This window comes from Demequina lutea (assembly GCF_013409005.1).
Classification (GTDB): Bacteria; Actinomycetota; Actinomycetes; order Actinomycetales; family Demequinaceae; genus Demequina; species Demequina lutea.
In genome coordinates this window covers 2,937,754-2,954,692 of record NZ_JACBZO010000001.1, presented here as the reverse complement: position 1 = coordinate 2,954,692, position 16,939 = coordinate 2,937,754, and the positions used below count along the sequence as shown (strand labels likewise).

The 16,939-nt window shown below is 64.4% G+C and carries 15 protein-coding genes; 5 read left to right on the top strand and 10 right to left on the bottom strand.

The window, feature by feature from the left end; all coding sequences use genetic code 11:
• Window positions 1–16 precede the first annotated feature (16 nt).
• Both BKA03_RS14255 and BKA03_RS14250 read right to left on the bottom strand, forming a co-directional pair.
• Window positions 17–886 carry a GAF and ANTAR domain-containing protein gene (locus BKA03_RS14255; protein ID WP_083971629.1) on the bottom strand — a complete coding sequence of 290 codons (870 nt, stop codon included), beginning with the start codon at window positions 884–886 and terminating at the stop codon, window positions 17–19.
• A complete protein-coding gene (locus tag BKA03_RS14250; protein WP_062075206.1) occupies window positions 883–1,716 on the bottom strand; it encodes a slipin family protein in 834 nt (277 codons plus the stop codon). Before BKA03_RS14250 ends, BKA03_RS14255 begins: the two co-directional genes overlap by 4 nt.
• A gap of 627 nt (window positions 1,717–2,343) precedes the next feature.
• Between BKA03_RS14250 and BKA03_RS14245 the strand changes: the two genes are divergently transcribed.
• From BKA03_RS14245 to BKA03_RS14235, 3 genes are all read left to right on the top strand, one after another.
• Window positions 2,344–4,785 carry a phosphoketolase family protein gene (locus BKA03_RS14245; protein ID WP_083971627.1) on the top strand — a complete coding sequence of 814 codons (2,442 nt, stop codon included), beginning with the start codon at window positions 2,344–2,346 and terminating at the stop codon, window positions 4,783–4,785.
• Window positions 4,786–4,845: 60 nt separating this feature from the next.
• Entirely contained in the window at window positions 4,846–7,557 is a 2,712-nt protein-coding gene (locus BKA03_RS14240; RefSeq protein WP_083971624.1) for a plasma-membrane proton-efflux P-type ATPase, read from the top strand.
• Window positions 7,558–7,666: 109 nt separating this feature from the next.
• Complete coding sequence (locus BKA03_RS14235) at window positions 7,667–8,860, top strand: ADP-polyphosphate phosphotransferase (RefSeq protein ID WP_179398114.1); 1,194 nt, start codon at window positions 7,667–7,669, stop codon at window positions 8,858–8,860.
• Window positions 8,861–9,020: 160 nt separating this feature from the next.
• On the opposite strand, the gene BKA03_RS14230 is transcribed toward BKA03_RS14235, so the two are convergent.
• From BKA03_RS14230 to BKA03_RS14195, 8 genes are all read right to left on the bottom strand, one after another.
• Entirely contained in the window at window positions 9,021–9,806 is a 786-nt protein-coding gene (locus BKA03_RS14230; RefSeq protein WP_083971618.1) for an MIP/aquaporin family protein, read from the bottom strand.
• A 534-nt stretch (window positions 9,807–10,340) separates the two neighbouring features.
• A complete protein-coding gene (locus tag BKA03_RS14225; protein WP_062075203.1) occupies window positions 10,341–10,676 on the bottom strand; it encodes a PRC-barrel domain-containing protein in 336 nt (111 codons plus the stop codon).
• The gene (locus tag BKA03_RS14220) at window positions 10,663–11,112 is read right to left on the bottom strand and encodes a hypothetical protein (RefSeq protein WP_062075202.1); all 450 of its coding nucleotides are present in this window, start codon (window positions 11,110–11,112) and stop codon (window positions 10,663–10,665) included. The genes BKA03_RS14225 and BKA03_RS14220 overlap by 14 nt, the downstream gene beginning before the upstream one ends.
• Window positions 11,109–12,347: an Nramp family divalent metal transporter gene (locus BKA03_RS14215; RefSeq protein ID WP_062075201.1), complete on the bottom strand. Its 1,239-nt coding sequence runs from the start codon at window positions 12,345–12,347 to the stop codon at window positions 11,109–11,111. The genes BKA03_RS14220 and BKA03_RS14215 overlap by 4 nt, the downstream gene beginning before the upstream one ends.
• Complete coding sequence (locus tag BKA03_RS14210) at window positions 12,344–12,754, bottom strand: hypothetical protein (protein WP_062075200.1); 411 nt, start codon at window positions 12,752–12,754, stop codon at window positions 12,344–12,346. The genes BKA03_RS14215 and BKA03_RS14210 overlap by 4 nt, the downstream gene beginning before the upstream one ends.
• A gap of 176 nt (window positions 12,755–12,930) precedes the next feature.
• Window positions 12,931–13,596 (bottom strand): ANTAR domain-containing protein, encoded by a 666-nt coding sequence (locus tag BKA03_RS15910; protein ID WP_062075199.1) that lies wholly within the window; start codon window positions 13,594–13,596, stop codon window positions 12,931–12,933.
• Window positions 13,557–13,826 (bottom strand): STAS domain-containing protein, encoded by a 270-nt coding sequence (locus BKA03_RS15880; RefSeq protein ID WP_369345563.1) that lies wholly within the window; start codon window positions 13,824–13,826, stop codon window positions 13,557–13,559. The genes BKA03_RS15910 and BKA03_RS15880 overlap by 40 nt, the downstream gene beginning before the upstream one ends.
• A 224-nt stretch (window positions 13,827–14,050) precedes the next feature.
• Window positions 14,051–14,497 (bottom strand): PRC-barrel domain-containing protein, encoded by a 447-nt coding sequence (locus BKA03_RS14195; RefSeq protein ID WP_062075198.1) that lies wholly within the window; start codon window positions 14,495–14,497, stop codon window positions 14,051–14,053.
• Between the two features lie 767 nt (window positions 14,498–15,264).
• Between BKA03_RS14195 and BKA03_RS14190 the strand changes: the two genes are divergently transcribed.
• Together BKA03_RS14190 and BKA03_RS14185 are read left to right on the top strand one after the other, a co-directional pair.
• On the top strand, window positions 15,265–15,462 hold the full coding sequence (locus tag BKA03_RS14190) for a hypothetical protein (RefSeq protein ID WP_062075197.1): 198 nt from the start codon (window positions 15,265–15,267) through the stop codon (window positions 15,460–15,462).
• Window positions 15,449–16,924 carry an APC family permease gene (locus BKA03_RS14185; protein ID WP_202965735.1) on the top strand — a complete coding sequence of 492 codons (1,476 nt, stop codon included), beginning with the start codon at window positions 15,449–15,451 and terminating at the stop codon, window positions 16,922–16,924. The genes BKA03_RS14190 and BKA03_RS14185 overlap by 14 nt, the downstream gene beginning before the upstream one ends.
• The last annotated feature ends 15 nt before the right edge of the window (window positions 16,925–16,939 follow it).

Here is a 16,939-nt window from a genome sequence, read left to right as displayed (position 1 = left end):
CGCTTGGCTGACGCGATCAGAGTTTGGTCGCATGGGCCCGTGCGCGACGGACCGCTTCGTCGACCATCCGCTGAGCGACGGTGGTGAGCCGGGTGTTCTCGTGTTGACTCAATATGCGCAGTTTGGCGAATGCCTCGTCGGCGCTACACCCCGACCGGCTGCGGAGAATCCCAATGGCCTGGTCGATAACGGGTCGACTCGACAATGCTGCCTGCAACTGAGTCGTCAGTGCCATTGCCTGCGCGAGGACCTGTGCATTGTGCACCGCGACCGCGGCGGGCGCGGCAAAGAGTTCACCCACGTGCGCGGCATGGTCGTCGAACGCGTCCTTGGCGTGGCCATAAACGTTGATCGCCCCGACCACGCGATCGGGAAGCAGCAACGGGAGGGACAAGACGCTGTGCACACCCAGCCGACCGACCCGGGGTCCGAAGTGCGGCCACCGCTTTTCACCGCCCAGCGACCCTGAACGGACGGTCTGTCCTTCGAGCGCGGCACTGATGCACGGACCTTCGTTCACGACCCGGTACTGGAGCTCGTCGATCTCCGCCACGAAGGGCGCCGATGAGGCGAGGGCTTCGACGTCGTGACCATCACCGTGCGCCCGCAGGAGGGTGACCCCCGCGCCGTCCGCGCCAGGGATCGCGTGGCTGGCATAGGTCGCCACTCGCGACAGCAACTCGCCAAGTCCCATGGTTCCTGTGACGAGTCCCGCCAAGTCCGCGAGGCTCGCGCTCAGGTCGTGCGCTTCAATTTCGGCCACGTCTACACTCTGGCGCACTAACAGGCTGCCGTCGCGGCCAGCCGACCCGCCCGTCAACTCGGTGTCTGCACGGTCCCGCTCACCAGGGGCATCGCCGGGCACGACGGGTCTGGTCTCGGTCATGTGGAAGGCCCGGTTGTCGTGGGCTTGTTTGCAGAACTGGAGGCCGGTTTGGTCTCGGCGATTCGCTGCGAAGCGGCGGTCTCGCGTGCGAGGAATGCACCCAGTTCGGCGATGGTGCTCATGAGCGGTGCGGGGAAGACGACGGTCGTATTCTTGTCCACGCCAATCTCGACGAGGCTCTGAAGATTCCTCAACTGCAGCGCGAGCGGGTGGGCCATCATGGTGTCTGATGCCTCGCCCAGGGCGGCCGCCGCGAGGGCTTCCCCCTCGGCGTTGATGATCTTGGCGCGCTTCTCGCGCTCGGCCTCCGCCTGGCGGGCCATCGCACGCTTCATGCTGTCGGGTAGCTGAATGTCCTTGAGCTCGACGAGGGTCACCTCGACCCCCCAATCGACCGTCGTGACATCGAGGATCGCGCGGATGTCGAGGTTGATCTTGTCCGTCTCCGACAACGTGTCGTCCAGGCTGTGCTGTCCGACGACCTTACGCAGCGTGGTCTGCGCGATTTGGTTGATGGCGGCGGCTACGTTCTCGATAGCGACCACCGACTTGACCGCGTCGACCACCTTGAAGTAGGCCACGGCAGAGACATCGACGCTCACGTTGTCGCGGGTGATAATCCCCTGCGATTGGATCGGCATCGTGACAATCCGCAGAGACACCTTTCGCATGATGTCAATGAAGGGGATGATCATGTGGAATCCCGGCTCGCGTTCGCCGATGACCCGCCCCAGACGGAACACCACGCCGTCCTCGTACTGCAGGACGATTCGAGCCGATGCAAAAAAGAGCAGCAAGGCGATAACAATGATGACGGCGTACACGAGCATCGTGACAGAGCTCCACGCGGCGTGAGCCGCAGTTGAACATTCGTTGGTGGCGACGGACTGAACCTGTTCGCGGGGCTGGCTTCGTCTGTGTCGTTTTAGGCGACGAGAGGTGTTCGGCGGGGAGCCACAAGGGCTCGAGGATTCGGCAGCGGACGGCCGATTCTTTCCGGACTGGCTGAGGTGCCCAGCCATTTCGACATTACACCCGTGTGGTCCCGGATTTATTTCCCGAACTGACCGGTGATCATTCCTAGGCTGGCCGGTCCGCTATGGGCCGAGGCGGCGGACAACGTGTTTGGGATTTGCGGGTTTGACAATCGCATCGCGGCGGCGTTGACTCGGATGTGCCAGGACCCTAGCCGGTCTGGGACCGCCCTCGCCGCGAACATGCCGCGAGTCCGTGAGCAATCTGCTCGCCGCCCAGAGTTTTCCGCAGCCTCGCGAACCCGACCCCGTCGCACTTGCGCCGTCGGCTCTTCAACCCCTCACCAGTGACACGTTGACTCCTGCTCACTCCGCATGGGAGGCGAGCCACTCGTTCACGTCGGTGTGCGCTGGCTGTCTACTTCTACAGCGATTTCACCGCCACAACATCATCGCGATTCCCCTTCGGTAAGGAGCGGCACCATGTCCGACACCATCAGCACCACAGGGACCGCTCCCCCCGCACCCGGCGCGCAACTCGAGGCTCATCGCTCGACCCTCACTCCCGAGCTGCTGCGCTCAATCGATGCGTACTGGCGGGCAGCGAACTACCTGTCTGTCGGGCAGATCTATCTCTATGACAACCCGCTGCTCAAGCGACCGTTGGCGCTGACCGACGTGAAGCCGCTCGTAGTCGGGCACTGGGGAACGACCCCTGGCCAGAACTTCATCTACGTCCACCTCAACCGCGCGATCGTCAAGTACAACCTCGACATGTTCTACATCGCAGGGCCGGGACACGGCGGGCCCGCCTTGGTCGCCAACACCTACCTCGAGGGCACGTACTCCGAGATCTACGCGGCCGTGAGCCAGGATGAGGTGGGCCTCAAGAAACTCTTCACCCAGTTCTCGTTCCCCGGCGGGATCTCCAGTCACGTCGCGCCCACGACGCCCGGCTCGATTCACGAGGGCGGCGAGCTCGGCTATTCGCTCAGCCACGCCTTCGGCGCCGCGTTCAACAACCCCAACCTCATCGTCGCTTGTGTCATCGGCGACGGCGAGGCAGAGACGGGCCCATTGGCCACCGCGTGGCACTCCACGAAGTTCCTGAGCCCCATCTCCGACGGTGCGGTGCTGCCGATATTGCACCTCAACGGCTACAAGATCAGCAATCCCACCGTCCTGGCCCGGATCGAGCCGGAGGAGCTTGACCAGTTCCTGCGTGGATGCGGGTGGGACCCCCACTACGTTCAGGGCGACGACCCCGACACGATGCACGAACTCATGGCCACCGTCGTCGACGAGGCGGTCGAGGCCATTCAGGCCATCCAGGCGATGGCCCGTGGCACTGGCAATGAGACCAGACCAAAGTGGCCCATGATCGTGTTGCGCTCACCCAAGGGATGGACCGGTCCCAAGGTCGTCGACGGCCTGCAAATTGAGGGCACATTCCGCGCCCACCAGGTTCCCCTGCTCGTGGACGAACAGCACCCCGGTCACGTCGAACAACTCGACAGTTGGATGCGTTCCTACCGACCCGAAGAACTCTTCGACGAGACCGGTCGTCTGCTGCCCGAGTTGGCAGCTCTCGCACCGCGAGGACAGCGGCGCATGGGAGCCAATCCGCACACCAACGGGGGGCTGCTCCTACGTGACCTGCGCATGCCCGACTTCCGGGACCACGCGGTCGCCGTGCCCTCACCGGGCTCGGTGAACGCCCAAGACACGCGCGTGCTTGGCGAGTTCCTGCGCGACGTGGTCACGCTTAACGATGACCAACACAACTTCCGCCTCTTCGGGCCCGACGAGACGCTTTCCAACCTTCTCGGCGCGGTCTTTGAGGTCACAGACAGGCAATGGGACGTCGCCACCGTCCCAGGCGACGAGTTCCTCGCTCCACGGGGCAGGGTGCTCGACTCGATGCTCAGCGAGCACCAGTGCGAAGGCTGGCTCGAGGGCTACCTACTCACCGGGCGCCACGGGCTATTCAACTGCTACGAGGCGTTCGTGCACATCGTCGACTCAATGTTTAACCAGCACGCCAAATGGCTGAAAGTCACCAAGGAACTGCCTTGGCGACGCGACATCGCCTCACTGAACTACCTCCTCGCCTCTCACGTGTGGCAGCAGGACCATAACGGCTTCACCCACCAGGACCCCGGCTTCCTTGACCATGTCGTGAACAAGAAGGCCGACATCGTTCGCGTCTACCTCCCCCCGGACGCCAACTGTCTGCTGTCGGTCACGGATCACTGCCTGCGCAGCCGCAACTATGTGAACGTGATCGTGGCAGGCAAGCACCCGATGCCGCAGTGGCTCACGATGGCCGACGCGGAGGTGCACTGCACCGAAGGCGCCGGGATCTGGGACTGGGCGAGCAACGACAGTGGCGAAGAGCCGGACATCGTCATGGCGTGTTGCGGCGATACCCCCACGCTCGAGGTGTTGGGGGCGGTATCGATCCTGCGGGAGCATCTGCCGCACGTGAAAGTGCGTGTCGTCAACGTCGTCGACCTCATGAAGCTGCAATCGGCAAGCGAGCATCCGCACGGACTATCGGAGAGCGACTTCGACGCGTTGTTCACCACCGACAAGCCCATCATCTTCGCATTCCACGGCTACCCGACCCTCATTCACCGCCTCACCTACAGGCGCACCAACCGCAACATTCACGTGCGCGGCTACATCGAGGAAGGCACCATCACGACGGCCTTCGACATGCGGGTTCAGAACCGGCTGGACCGCTTTCACCTCGTGCAGGACGTCATCGACCGGCTCCCACAGCTCGGCACCACAGCCGACTACTTGAGGCAGTCCATGGCCGACGAGCTCGTGCAACACCACCTCTACATCAACAAGCACGGCCAAGACCTGCCCGAGATCCGCAACTGGACCTGGGGCGCACCTCAACCGGACGCGCGATGAGCACGGCGTCGGGAAGGCCCGGTTCGGGCCAGCACCAACTTCGAGTAGGCGGACCACTTCATGAGCACTGACAACACCAAGACGCCCAAGTCCACTCCCACCGAGCCCACGCCGGGCGGCTCCCAGACGTCGCCATCCGACCCGAAGAACGACCTGAAGTCGCTGCCGATGGCTGAGGTTCAAAAGCAGCTCGAGTCTTCTCCGGAGGGGCTGACGCAGGCCGAGGCGACCCAGCGTCTGGCGCAGTACGGACCCAACGAGATCGTCGAGCACAAGACCAATCCGCTGCTGAAGTTCCTGAGCTATTTCTGGGGTCCGATCCCGTGGATGATCGAAGTCGCGGTCATCCTGTCCGGCGCGGTCGGGCACTGGGCGGACTTCTTCATCATCCTGCTGCTGCTGGTCGCGAACGGAGTGGTCGGTTACACCGAAGAACGCCAAGCCGGTAATGCCATCGACGCGCTGAAAGACAAGCTCGCCACCAAGGCCCGCGTCAAGCGCGACGGTCAATGGGTCACTCCAGCGTCGCGCGAACTGGTGCCGGGGGATGTGATCCGGTTGCGGTTGGGTGACATCGTCCCGGCCGATGCCCGGCTGCTGGACGGCGACGAGATCGAGGTCGACCAGTCCGCACTGACCGGGGAGTCGCTTCCGGCCACCATGCAGTCGGGGGATGCGGTGTTCTCGGGTTCGATTATCCGCCGGGGCGAGATCGGCGCCCTGGTGTATGCGACGGGCACCGACACGTACTTTGGCAAGACCGCCGAGCTGGTTCAGGACGCGCATACCGTCAGCCACTTCCAGAAGGCCGTCCTGAAGATCGGCAACTACCTCATCATCCTCGCGGTCGCATTGGTCGCCGTCATCGTGGCCGTCTCCATCCTGCGCGGTGACCCGCTCCTGACGACGTTGCAGTTCGCTCTCGTGCTGACGGTCGCGGCGATTCCCGTGGCGATGCCAACGGTGCTGTCGGTCACGATGGCGGTCGGTGCGCGGTTGCTCGCCAAGAAGCAGGCCATCGTCAGCAAGTTGGTCGCGATCGAGGAGCTCGCGGGCGTCGACGTGTTGTGCGCCGACAAGACGGGCACGTTGACCCAAAACGCCCTGACGCTTGGCGACGTGTTCAGTCTTGAGGGCGTCGCCGCAGAAGACGTCATCCTCGCAGGCGCGCTCGCGTCGCGCGCCGAGAACGATGACCCGATCGACCTCGCGGTGCTGGACGGACTGAGTGACCCGAAGGATCTGCGGGGCTACACCGTGACGCACTTCGAGCCGTTCGACCCGGTGCACAAACGCACCGAGGCAACCGTCACGGACGCGGACGGAACGACATTCAAGGTCAGCAAGGGCGCCCCACAGGTCATGTTGGAACTCGTCAGCAACGGGAAGAAGGTGAACACCGCCGTCGACAAGGCGGTCAACGACTTCGCCGCCCGCGGCTTCCGATCTCTGGGCGTCGCCCGGGCCGAGGGGAAAAACGGCGGGTGGAGATTCCTGGGCGTGCTGCCGCTGTTCGACCCACCCCGCACGGACGCGAAGACGACCATCGCGACCGCGCTAGCAATGGGCGTGACCGTCAAAATGGTCACCGGCGACGCCATCGCGATCGCAAAGGAGACCGCACTCAAAGTCGGGTTGGGCACGAACATCCTCGACGCTGCGGGCCTTGGTGACTCGAAGAAGAAGGAGACGGCGAAGACGGGCGAGGCCATCGAAACAGCCGACGGGTTCGCTCAGGTCTTTCCCGAGCACAAGTACCACATCGTCGACGTGCTGCAGCAGCGCGGACACATCGTCGGAATGACGGGTGACGGTGTCAACGACGCGCCGGCCCTGAAGAAGGCGGACTGCGGCATAGCGGTCTCGGGCGCCACCGATGCCGCGCGCGCGGCGGCAGCGATCGTCCTGCTCACCCCAGGGTTATCGGTGATCATCGATGCGATCAAAGAGAGCCGCAGGATCTTCCAACGGATGAACTCCTACGCGATGTACCGCATCGCCGAGACGCTACGCGTTCTGCTGTTCATGACCGTCGCGATCCTGCTCTTCAACTTCTACCCCGTCACCGCCATCATGATCGTGATGCTCGCGTTGCTCAATGACGGTGCGATCCTGTCGATCGCCTACGACAAGGTCCACTACAGGAACGAGCCCGAGGCCTGGAACATGCGCCTGGTGCTCGGCATCGCGACCGTGCTTGGTGTCGTCGGGCCCATCGCCGCTTTCGGCCTTTTCTACCTCGGCGAGAGGGTCTTCAACCTCGGCCACCCGCAGCTGCAGACGCTGATGTATCTGATGCTTTCCGTCGCCGGGCACCTGACGATCTTCCTGACACGAACTCGCGGGCCGTTCTGGTCGATCAAGCCGGCGCGCATCCTGTGGATGGCCGTTCTGGGCACCCAGGCGGTCGCGACCCTCATCGCCGTGTACGGCCTGTTCATGACTCCCCTCGGGTGGGGTTGGGCCGGATTCGTGTGGGTCTACGCCATCATCTGGGCGCTGCTCAGCGACCGCATCAAACTTCTCGCCTACCGCATCCTCGACCCCGCCAGCAAGCGCAGCCGTAAGCAGTCGACCGCGCATGACTCCACCGCCTTCTACAGCGGCACCGATCCACGTGACCCCGTGTTTCATGACAACACCGAATGCCCCTACGGTCTCGAGATCAAGAACCACCACAACGACCGCCCCGGCACTGGTCACCGCCGCCGATGCGACTGGTGCGCTCAGCACGATCAGCCGTTGGTGGGGTCCAACGCTGACGCTTCGTGAAGATCACCACCATCGTGTGCCGTGCCGACCAGAGGCGCCCTGCGAGGGGCCGTGCGCTCCAGCACGCCTCCCCGCGCAGGCGCGCCGTGCGGACAGTCGCGAGGCAAACATGAGGCTGATCGTCGTCCGCCACGGTGAAACAGACTGGACCCTGGTCGGGCGCTATACCGGCGCCACTGACGTGCCCTTGACGGCGAACGGTCGACGACAAGCCACCTCACTGCCGCAGTTGCTCGACCATGTTCTGGACGGTCAGAGCCCGGTGGTGGTGTCCAGCCCCCGCCGGCGCGCGAGCCAAGAGCTGACCTCGTTCCAGGCCCTGGTCGACGCCAGAACTTCCACCCGCCCGTCCGCGGCCAGGCGCCGGGCACTGATCGACCCACCCATCACGCGGTGCAACAGGACAAAGGCATTGCGGCATCACGAAAGGACAGCCCCCATGGCAACAGAATCGACATCGTTTCGGGTCGAATCCGGAGGCCACGTCGACCTGACCGATCGACCCACCACCACGGAACCGCTGTACAGCTCTCACAAGAACTACAAGAAACAACTGAAGAAGCACGTCAAGAAGTTGAGCTCACTGCAACGGTTGCATTATGCCTCCGACCACTGGTCGTTGCTCTTGATCTTTCAAGGCATGGATGCCGCAGGCAAGGACGGCGCCATCCGCCACGTGATGTCTGGGGTCAACCCGCAAGGCTGCCAGGTGTTCAGCTTCAAACAACCCACCGACCAAGAACTCGAGCACGACTTCCTCTGGCGCACCAGCCGATGCTTACCCGAACGCGGCCGGATCGGCATCTTCAACCGCTCCTACTACGAGGACGTGCTCATCGCTCGCGTCCACCCTGAAATCCTGCACGGACATGGGCTGCCCGATGAGCTGATCGACGAACAGGCGATCTGGGAACAGCGCTACCGCTCCATCAACGACCTCGAGAGGCACCTGCACCGCAACGGCACCCAGATCGTCAAGATCTTCCTGCACATGTCCAAGGACGAGCAGGCCAAGCGCTTCCGGGCCCGCATCGACGCACCGGACAAGAACTGGAAGTCCAGCCTCGCCGACATCCACGAACGGTCCTACTGGGACACCTACATGACCGTCTACGGCGACTGCCTGAGCGCCACCAGCTCCGAACACGCCCCGTGGTACGTCGTGCCCGCCGACGACAAGCACAACGCCCGACTCATCATCTCCCAGATCGTCCTCGACACGCTGTCCGACCTGAAGATGGCCTACCCCGAGACAACAGACAAACGCCATCAGGAACTGGAGTCATTCCGCAGCCAGCTCTAGCCGGAACGCCCTCGGCGTCGTCGACAGCCGCGACCGTCCCGCCGTTCGGGTCTGGCTCAGCGAGCGGTCGCAGGCGTGGCGGGAGCAGATCCTTAATCTCGCCACACGAGACGTGCGAACGACACTCGGGCAGTTCTCACACGCGACCCGAGTTGAGCTGTCACTTCAGCTCGCCCTGCGCGGCCAACGCGCCGGCTTCGGTCGGTTTGCCTTTGAGGATCCATTCGAACCCGACCGCGATCATGCCCCCTAGCAAAGGACCTACGACATAGATCCACGTGGTCGTCAGGTCACCGCGAAGCAGGTCGGGCGCGAACGAACGCACTGGGTTCATCGATGCGCCGCTAATCGGCGCCGCCCAGAGGCCGGCCAACGCGATATAGCCGCCAACCGCAAGAGCAGCATTGGAGCCGATATTGCGGGCACCCGAGGCGGTGCCAAGAATCGTGCTGACCAAACCGGTGGTCAATAGCACTTCCATGACGAGAGCCCTGAGATCGCCTACCCCTGCGCCTGGCGTCGTGGCGCCGAGTAGTCCCAGTGTTCCGAACATCGCTCGGAGAAAGGAGGCCGCGGCTATGCCTCCGACGGTCTGCGCCACGAGATAGCCCGGAACCCGAGACCAAGGAAAATTGCGCCGCGCCGCGAACGCCAAAGTAACCGCCGGATTCAGATGGGCGCCGCTGACAGTGCCCATGAAATAGATGACAGCCATGACCATCATGCCTGGCGCGACTACCTTCATCCCCAGAGAGATGGCTCCGCCACTCTGGGCTCCCACGACATCGGCACCGGCCGCGACGACGACGAGAAGGAACGTGCCCCAGGCTTCCGCGAACATGCGCCGCCATGCCTGAGCCGATTTCAAAAAGCCAAAAGTGGCTGATCCATCCGGCACACGTTGGTGCACTGTCGGGTCGGGTCGTTGAACGTGTGGGAACTCCATGATGTCCTCGCGTAAGAGTTGGATGATCTCAATCCGGTCCGGCGATCTTGCAGGAAATCATGGCCCCGTTTCCCTGAAACGCGAGAGTGGCGACAGCTCTCCGCCCTAGATATTCCTGCGCGATCGCCTTCAACGTGGCTTTCACTCACCCCGAGCAGCGATAACGCAGATGCTACATCTGACCCCCGCTCTGGTAGGTCTGACAGCCGCTTGCTGACCGCCTCTCGCAGATCGCCCTCGGGGGTCAGGAGCCGACGCGTTCGAAGGCGAACATCCACATCATGCTGACTTGAGGATGCCGTGCGACCGAGCTGGTTCGGGGATGTCCAGGTGCTCGCTGACCAGGTCTTTCACAGCGGGACGTCACCCACCAGTTTGCTTTCCGCTGCCGCGCTGCGGCGCTGCCGCTTGTTCGGTCATACGGTCGGTGGGTGGTCAGTCGCGGCGCCGCAGGATGATCGCGGCGAAGAGGAGGAGGATCACGCCGGTTTCGATCAGCGCGAACAGCACGTCCAGTCCGTTAGGACGCATCGGTCACACCTTTCTGGGGTGGGGCAGTTCGGTCAGCGCTGGTCGCAGAGTGAGTGCTGCAGTTGTGGCTGGGATATCGAGTTGGTCCCAGCGGGCGAAGCGCAGGTGGCGGCCGAGCGCGCGCATCACGACGGCCAGCGGCAGCGGGCCGTCGACGTTGCCGTAGGCGTAGCCGGCCCGCGCGAGCGCCCAGCGGTGTCCGATGACGATGCCGTCGATGTTCCAGGCGCCGGGGCGGGGGGTTCCGGGGGTGCGGGTGATGCGGATGTCGAGGACGCGCCCGAGGTAGGTGCCGTCGGGGTCGCGGACCGATCGGCCCAGCAGTTCAGCTGCGCGCATGTCCGCTGCCGGGCAGGGGGCCGATGACGTTGTCGCGCAACCACACTTCGAGGGCGGGTTCGAGGTTCAATTCGGCGATGCCAGCGCGCAGTTGTATCACGTAGCTGAGTTCGGCGACGTCCGACCAGGGCACCGCGCGGGCACCATCGCGAGGCTCGGTGAGCATGCGACGAGCGGTGCCGGCCATCATCCGACCGAGGAGTCCGCCCAGGCGCTCGCCGAGCGCCTGGGCACCGGAGAGCAACGCCGATAGTCGCGGCGCCCCGGGGCCATCGGCGACGAAGTCGACGTCGTCGACTTTGCCGACCGGGTGCAGCTCGTCGTCGATGATCTGACGGTCCAGCAGGTCCAGCATGACCCACAGGCTCTCGTACTGCACGGCGCGCTTGTGCTGGCGATCGTGTTCCCTGTCGTGGGTCTTGTCGTATCGGCTCATCCCATTCCTGCTTTCGTTGCGACCAGAAGGGGTAACGCGAGCAGCGCGGCCGGGATGACGACGAGCATCGACAGTGATCCGACGGTATTGGCGAGCTTGCCGTTGACCAGCGTCGAGCCCATGACGCGCCTGTCGTTGCCGACGATGAGCAGCGGCAGGAAGGTGACGGGCAGGGTGACCGAGGACAGCACCACGGCGTAGATCGTGACCTTGATCGGATCGATGGTGGTCAGCGCGAACAGGACCGCGCCGACGAGCACGGCGATGATCAGCGCGTAGAACCGCGACGAGCGGAACTGGCGACCGATGACGCCCCAGGACCAGCCGAAGAAGTGCGCGGTGATGAAGGCGGTGCTCATCAGCGTCTCCATGGTGGCGCCGAAGGTGACGGCGAAGACGGCAAGGATCGCGACCGCGAGCCCGAGCTTGCCCAAGGAGTACGCGATCGGTGACACAGAGTCGGAAAGGTGCTGCACGCTGATCCCTCGCGGGGCCAGCACGAGCATCGATGCTGTCTGGATGGCGATCGCCAGCAGGCCGCCGAGCGGGAATCCCATGAGCACGTTCGCGCGCATGTCCGGCAGGCTCTTCTTCGACGTCCAGCCCTGCTCGACGGCGCCGGAGGAGAAGAAGAACGTCTCATACGGGGTGGCCTGTGCCCCGAGCAGGCTGATCGCGAAAAACAGCATCGTCGGCAGCCCTTCGCCATGCGGCAGGGACGGATGGGTGGCGCCATGCAGAAGCGACCCCCAGTCCGGTGCCAGGTGGGTGATGGCCACCAGCCACACCAGCGTCGCGAGCCCCAGCACCCCGAACAAAATCTCGAGCGGCTCGAACGGCAGCTTCCAGACGATCAGGAAGGCGACAACTGCAAGCACGGGGATGAACAGCAGATGGTTGACGCTGGTCGCCAGTTCCAGGGCGAGCGCGACGCCGGATAGCTCGGCCATCACCAGCATCGCGGTCACGGTGAACGAGGCGGCCAGACCGGCCAGCCCGGCCTTCGGGCCGAGGCGCTCGCGCACGACGTCGAACGCGGCGCGGCGGGTGGCTATCGCGATGCGGGCCGACATCTCCGCGAAGCACATGATGATGACCACGGCCACTACGGTCACGAAGGCCAGCGAGAGTCCGAAGCGGGCACCGACCTGGGCATCGGCGACCAGATCGCCGATGTCTATGAAGCCGCCGAAGGCGGTCACGATGCCGAGGAACAGGCCGAAGACGCGTTTCATGCCAGCGGCTCGAACAGTTTCAGCCGAACGCTCATCGCGCGTAGTTGCGGGATCAGCGGCACCAACTCGGCCTCGCGACCCTGGCCTGCGCGGACCCGCATCTCCAGCAGCAGCGTCACGGCCGCAGACAGGGCCGAATCGAGGCGTTGCTGCAGGGCCACGTCGGACCGATGGGGTGGCAGTACCGCGTCGAAGCCGGACAGCGTGCTGCTGGCATCGGAATAGGCCTGCTGCAGTGAAACCTGCAGGTCGGTGGTGAGTGTCTTGTGGTCGCGGACAAGTTCGGCGTCGAGCTCAGCGATGTTGACTGTGGAATCGGCGGCGCGCGCAGCGTTGGCGACCTTGGAGGCGTAGTCGCCGCTGGAGCCGGAGGCTCCGGTGCAGCCGGCCGTCAGTGCACACAGCACTGCGGCAACCAGGATCCCGGCCGCTCGCGTCCTCGCTCGGCCCCACCACCAGCCCGGCCCCACGGGGACGCCGGGGTTTGCGGTTCTCCGCGCATTGGTGTTCCTTAACCGCGGCTGATGCGCAGCGTGGGGCCCCTGGACCAGGTGGTGAGCCGCAGGGGGCCACGAGTCGGGGCTCACAGCTTCACGATCTTGACGGGGATGTCGGTGTTTTCATCTGTGTAATGGGACGCGCAGACACGGTGCTCGCCGTCTGCGATAGGGGCTTCGCGCCCTTTGCGTGCGTTGCCGCGGATCATCAGGCACGGTGAGAGGGGATTGCCCGCACGGATCTGGGCGAGGTCTTTGGCGACGTGGATGTCGTCTGCTGGGAGCAAAGCCAGACCCGCCGCCCGCAGGATGTCTTTGGCCTTGTAGTGCACGACCGGTGCGTCCTCGAGCGCGGGCCAGGGGTCGAGCCGCGGGCGTCGTGGCCGTGCCGGCCGGCCCTGTGTGCTGGTTGCCGGGATCGGCCCCGCCTGTGTGAGCGTGGACGTGGCCGCGGCGCGTGTAGTCACAGCTTGTCCGTTCCGCGGTGTACGCGGACCGTCGAGGCATCTTGTGCGGCTCGACCGGTCGCGGTCGGCGCGAATTCTGTGACTTCCGTCGGGGGATCGTGAGTCCTGGGCGGCCGCGACCACGGTCAGGGCGGCGTCCAAGACCGTTGCGTCTTGGTCCCAGGAGATCTGCAGCAGTGCGCGCGAGGCTTGTGTCGCGTCGCAACCGAGGCTGGCCATGAGTAGTCCCGTTGCTTGCTCGATCATCATCCGGTTGCCGATCGCGGCACCGGGGCCGGGTTGCACAACTGCAACCAGCCTCCGAGCTTGGCGTGAGCCCCTGGCGACGGGGCCAGGCCCGAGCAGTCCATGAAGGTGACCGCAGTAAACTCCACGACGAACTCGTGCACGGGGTCGGCGCCAGCACTTCTCAAGGCGGTCCGAGGCGGCGGGGCTGTGGCGAGGTCCCGCTCTCCGGTGAGTCGCACGATCGAATGGTGTGGGGAAGGGTGAAAACGACTGATTGTGCTCGCCATGGAGGCCGCCTTCCGCGCATATCGTTAATCGACGTGCTGTACCGGGTCTGGGGTAGCCACTGAGCGGTCGCGCCCGAAGAGCGAGATCATGCCTGCTTCGCAGGCTACGCCCGCACGTCGCCCGAAGGCAATGGGTGACCATCCCTGCCCGGGAGAACTCGCCGACCTCATCCTCGCCGACGTCATCGCTGCGAGGCCGCGTTGTAGCGGGACCCCATGATGTGTCAGTGCGGGTTCAGCGGACCTGCCATTGGGAGCATGGCCAGGCCGGACGGATACATGTATCCCCCGCCCCAGTACGGTGCGTATCCGTAATGGTTGTAGATGCTCGTGTGATGCGGCCGGTCATCGACGAGATCTGGGGTGTAGCCCGGCGCCGCTGCAACCCGCTCGCGTGACTGATCAACGGCCACGTCGTCCTCGGTGATCTTGGTGATGGCGTCGACAGGTATCAACGACTTCGTTTCGCCGAAGCCCAGAAATCCGCCGTGTTCGACCAGCAGAAAGCGAACCTTCTCCTCTCGGTCATCGACAAGGAGGTCAGCGACCTTACCGATGCCGTCGCCGTTCTTGTCCTTGACCTCCCGCCCACGGACATCGTTGGCTGATCCATCGACCGTCTGACCGTGATCGCCCAGGGTGTAAAGAGCGGCGTTATCGTTCTGTGTCATCGGAAATCGTCTCCTTGGGGTAGTGGGCGCCGGCATCTTCGTCGAATCGTCGGTCGCGGCCCATTGGCGACCGGTATGAGTTCTCAGGCTGTCGCCTGCCGTGGAGGTTGCGAGGAGTTCAAGCACGCCGTACTTGGTGGCGACCGATTGAACCTGTTCGCAAGGCTGGCCTCGTCTGTGTCGTTTTAGGCGACGAGAGGTGTTCGGCGGGGAGCCACAAGGGCTCGAGGATTCGGCAGCGGACGGCCGATTCTTTCCGGACTGGCTGAGGTGCCCAGCAATTTCAACATTACACCCGCGTGGCCCCGGATTTAATTCCCGAACTGACCGGTGATCATTCCTAGGGTGGCCGGTCCGCTATGGGCCGAGGCGGCGGACAACGTGCTTGGGATTTGCGGGTTTGACAATCGCATCGCGGCGGCGTTGACTCAGATCTGCCAGGACCGTAGCCGGTCTGGGATCGCCCTCGCCGCGAATGTGCCGCGAGTCCGTGAGCAATCTGCTCGCCGCCCAGAGTTTTCCGCAGCCTCGCGAACCCGATCCCGTCGCACTTGCGCCGTCGGCTCGTCGACGCCTCACCAGCCACGCGTTTACGTCGGCGTGCACTAACCGTCTGCGTCCACAGCGCTTTCACTGCCACAACACCATCGAGATTTCTCATCTGCAAGGAGCGGCACCATGTCTGGCACCATCAGCACCAACGGAACCGCTCCCCCCGCACCCGGTGCACCACTCGAGGCCCATAGCCCGACCTGGGGCGCCTCGAAATGACCGCGATCACCAGACCCGCCATGTCCGCCGAACTTGTGGTCGTCAAGGTCGCGTGCGTCGCGCTCGTGGTCTTCAAGAAGCTGTCCGCAGAGCCCTCGCCTGATCGACGCTTCCTGGCAACTGGCGCGAGTGCCAGCACTCCCTTACCCACCGCAATAGCCGAAAGTGAAGGCGCGCCTCATGGCGATCTCTGAGTCCAATCCCGCCGCCAATCCCGCCGCCAAACCCGCGACATCGGGCGACAAGCCGATGTCTCCGCGCAACGCCAGCAAGGCCAACCTCCTGGGGCTGACCTCGGCGACGGGCCTGGTCATCGGCAGCATCGTGGGCACGGGAGTGTTTACGATGCCCGCAGTCCTGGCGGGAGCGGGCACGATGTCGATTCTCGTCCTGGCCGTCATCGCCTGCGGCGCCTTGCTTCTGGCAGTGCTGTTCGGTCAGCTCTCCAAGCGAGTCCCGAACAGCGACGGCGGTCTCTACGCGTACGCCCGCCACGAGTTCGGGGATTTCGCCGGCTACCTCGTGGGCTGGTGCTACTGGATTCAGACGTGGGCGGGTAACGCCGCGATCGTCGCTTCCTGGGTGTTTTACGTCGACTCCCTCCTCGGTCTCAAAAACCCAAGTGGAATGACGAACTGGGGCATCGCGCTGGTCGGCCTGTGGGTGCCCGCCGCGATCAACCTCGCGGGTGTTCGCCAGATGTCGTGGTTTCAGAATGTCACCGTCGTCCTGAAGTTCGTACCGCTGCTCTTCGTTGGCGTCGTCGGCTGGTTCTTCGTGAAGGCCGCGAACTTCGGCGCGTTCAACGCATCGGGCGGGAGCCTCCACACCGCCATCGGCATCGCCGCTGGAGTGGCCCTATTCTCCTTCATCGGCGTGGAGGCCGCCGCGATGACCGCCAAGCGGGTGGAGGACCCCGTCAAGAACGTGGGGCGCGCCTCGCTCATCGGCACCGCGCTCAGCGCCGTTCTCTACGTGCTGGTGACGGCGGCGGTCATGGGCCTCGTGGCCCACCCCGCCCTGGTCAAGACGGGCGCACCGTTCGTCGACGCCTTCCAGACGATGTTCCCCGGACAGGCGTGGGCTCCCAAGTTCATCGCGGCCGTTGCCGTCGTGTCGGGCATCGGGGCACTCAACGGTTGGACCCTGATAGTCACCGAGACGTCGCGCGCGATCGCCCAGGATGACCTCTTCCCCAAACCCTTCGCTTGGGTCAACCGCAACGGCACGGCCTGGTTCGGCATCGTGGTGGGAACGATCCTGCCTTCCCTGCTGATGCTGTGGCGTTACACGTCCAGCTCGGGCCTGACCATCTTCACATACCTGGTCGACCTCACTGTGGTGACGGTGGCCATCCCGTACTTCATGTCGGCGATCGCCCAGCTCTCATTCCTGGTTTCACGCCGCCGTCGCGTCAACGGCTGGGCCCTGGCTCGGGACCTGGCGGTGGCTGGCACGAGCGTGCTGTTCTCGATGTGGGTGACCTTCGCCTCGGGCTATCAGGTGGTCTACCAGGCACTGGTGGTGATCCTGGCAGGTCTCGTCTTGTACGCCTTCCTGAAGGCACGCCGCGAGCGCCTTGGCGAAGTGGCCGAGCCAGTCGACAATCCGGAGCCAGCCGACAAGCCGGTGCCCGTGAGGGCCGACGCGTCATGACCGGCCACAAGTCTT

Coding starts and splice junctions, on each gene's coding strand:
- BKA03_RS14255 (WP_083971629.1), bottom strand. CDS start 886: ATGACCGAGACCAGACCCGTCGTGCCCGGCGATGCCCCTGGTGAGCGG.
- BKA03_RS14250 (WP_062075206.1), bottom strand. CDS start 1,716: ATGCTCGTGTACGCCGTCATCATTGTTATCGCCTTGCTGCTCTTTTTT.
- BKA03_RS14245 (WP_083971627.1), top strand. CDS start 2,344: ATGTCCGACACCATCAGCACCACAGGGACCGCTCCCCCCGCACCCGGC.
- BKA03_RS14240 (WP_083971624.1), top strand. CDS start 4,846: ATGAGCACTGACAACACCAAGACGCCCAAGTCCACTCCCACCGAGCCC.
- BKA03_RS14235 (WP_179398114.1), top strand. CDS start 7,667: ATGAGGCTGATCGTCGTCCGCCACGGTGAAACAGACTGGACCCTGGTC.
- BKA03_RS14230 (WP_083971618.1), bottom strand. CDS start 9,806: ATGGAGTTCCCACACGTTCAACGACCCGACCCGACAGTGCACCAACGT.
- BKA03_RS14225 (WP_062075203.1), bottom strand. CDS start 10,676: ATGCGCGCAGCTGAACTGCTGGGCCGATCGGTCCGCGACCCCGACGGC.
- BKA03_RS14220 (WP_062075202.1), bottom strand. CDS start 11,112: ATGAGCCGATACGACAAGACCCACGACAGGGAACACGATCGCCAGCAC.
- BKA03_RS14215 (WP_062075201.1), bottom strand. CDS start 12,347: ATGAAACGCGTCTTCGGCCTGTTCCTCGGCATCGTGACCGCCTTCGGC.
- BKA03_RS15880 (WP_369345563.1), bottom strand. CDS start 13,826: ATGGCGAGCACAATCAGTCGTTTTCACCCTTCCCCACACCATTCGATC.
- BKA03_RS14195 (WP_062075198.1), bottom strand. CDS start 14,497: ATGACACAGAACGATAACGCCGCTCTTTACACCCTGGGCGATCACGGT.
- BKA03_RS14190 (WP_062075197.1), top strand. CDS start 15,265: ATGACCGCGATCACCAGACCCGCCATGTCCGCCGAACTTGTGGTCGTC.
- BKA03_RS14185 (WP_202965735.1), top strand. CDS start 15,449: ATGGCGATCTCTGAGTCCAATCCCGCCGCCAATCCCGCCGCCAAACCC.